Here is a 1,763-nt window from a genome sequence, read left to right on the forward strand (position 1 = left end):
GGGTGGTGGGCAGCAGTTGCTGGCAACGCCAGTCGGTGGGGCAGTCCGTGGGCTTCTGGCAGGTGCGGCTGCAGAAATAGCCCGCTTCCGCGCGGGCGGCGCCGCCCGGTGCGGCGTGCAGGCACAGTCCGGACGCGCAATCCGAGTGCGAGCCCTGGGTGCAATCCTCACCCAAAGCCATACGCCCCGTCCCGCTCCCCTGGGGCCGGTGCTCGGTCAATACCGGAGCCAAAGCCGCCGGTGCGCTCTCGCGAGAGGTCCCGCTTTCGCTACACCCTGCCAGCGCCAGCAGGCCCAGGATCCCCCAGAAACGACTTCCCCCAACGCACACCTTCATGTCGGACTTCTCCTATTCCCGAAGTCCTAAACCTGATCCCGTCAGACGTTGTCAAGAAGACATTTTGGAGTTCATGGGAAAACCTTGCGCTGCGCAAGTTGTCTGGGATGAGGCCCGAACCAGAGCCATAAGCCGGCGAGCCGCACTGCTCGCGGCGCATCCAAAGCCCGAACACAAGCGCCGACGCGATGACAGCGACATCCAGGTAGGGCTTGAAAATGCTGCCGTCAAAGTCGTAGTGCGTTCGCGGACGCGACGTTCGCAGGAGAAGGGCAGGGCATCATCGACCTGCTGCTGGCCGTCCCCGACATCCGGATGGAGAACTGCGAGGCGCGGGCGCACACGCGCATCGGCTGGCTGCGCTCCGTGGCGAACTGTGACCACGGAGTCCAGGTGGTGAGCCGGGACAGCCTGTCTGGAGCTGCCGTGCCGCGGTGTCAGGACGCGCTGAAGAAGACGAACACCGCCAATGCGATTCCGCATCCGACGAGCAGGCCGAGTGCTGGATTGGAGCGGTGGCGCACTGCCGCGTAGACAGCGCAGATCGCTGCTACCCCGAGCAGCGTGTAGACGAGCGTCGCCCACAAGCCGAGGCCCGTTCGGGCACCGGCGGCGTACCTGAGCATGAAGATCAGGTACGCCGTCGTGGACAACCCAAGCGCCGCGGAGCCTGTTACCAGGCACTGTCTTTCAGTTGGCAGGACTTTGGCGCCCATGTTCGCTCAGTGGACCGCGTTTCGGCCAATCTCCCCGGCCGCATCAGCGGAGCAAGCCCCGACAGGACCTGAGCCGCCACAGTAGGTTTGCGCGTCGTTCGTCTTCACCGGTCCCATCTGGTGGGCCAGCTCGTGCATAACCGTCGAGGCGATCGCCCTCCGCTGTGTCCCTGGCGGACCTGCTGGCGGATGCTCGAAGTTCGACCCCGGGCAGAGCGTGGTCTCGCCGGTGAGGCCGTTCGTGACGGCCTTTCCACCGACGAGTTTGCACCACCAGTCGTCCTTGACCGCGTGCACGTTGTGTTCGAGCGCATCCGTGAAGGGATCCGAGCCGAAGCACTCCATGAACCAGTTGTGGACCTCGGTGCTGGCACTCAGATCCCACAGCACGTCCTGCAAGATATTCCACCAGTCGTTACGGTCCGCCGTTCCCACGACCTTCAGGCCGTTTCTGTCGATGAACGCGAGAGGATTGTTCACGGCATAGGAGTATGCCGGTACAGCCATGCTGGCCTTGGCCATATCCAGCATGTACTTGGGGCTATGCAACAGCGGCTCCGGCTGCAGGTACCGGCCAATACTGGGGTCGTAGAAGCGGTTCCAGTTCTCGAAGAGGTCGGTTTCGGCGTCGTGGTACTGGCCGGGGAAGCGAAGGGGCGTCCAGAAGGGGGAGGCGCCCGTCTGGAAGCGGCGGTACTCGTAGGCGGAGA

The 1,763-nt window shown here is 64.3% G+C and carries 3 protein-coding genes; all 3 read right to left on the minus strand.

What is annotated here, in order from left to right:
• Positions 1-181 (minus strand): hypothetical protein (locus AABA78_RS38730; protein ID WP_338270570.1); only part of this gene is annotated, 181 nt, incomplete at its 3' end.
• 593 nt (positions 182-774) lie between these two features.
• Complete coding sequence (locus AABA78_RS38735; RefSeq protein ID WP_338270571.1) at positions 775-1,053, minus strand: hypothetical protein; 279 nt, start codon at positions 1,051-1,053, stop codon at positions 775-777.
• A gap of 6 nt (positions 1,054-1,059) precedes the next feature.
• Positions 1,060-1,763 (minus strand): RHS repeat-associated core domain-containing protein (locus AABA78_RS38740; RefSeq protein WP_338270572.1); only part of this gene is annotated, 704 nt, incomplete at its 5' end.

This window comes from Corallococcus caeni, from assembly GCF_036245865.1.
GTDB lineage: Bacteria > Myxococcota > Myxococcia > Myxococcales > Myxococcaceae > Corallococcus > Corallococcus caeni.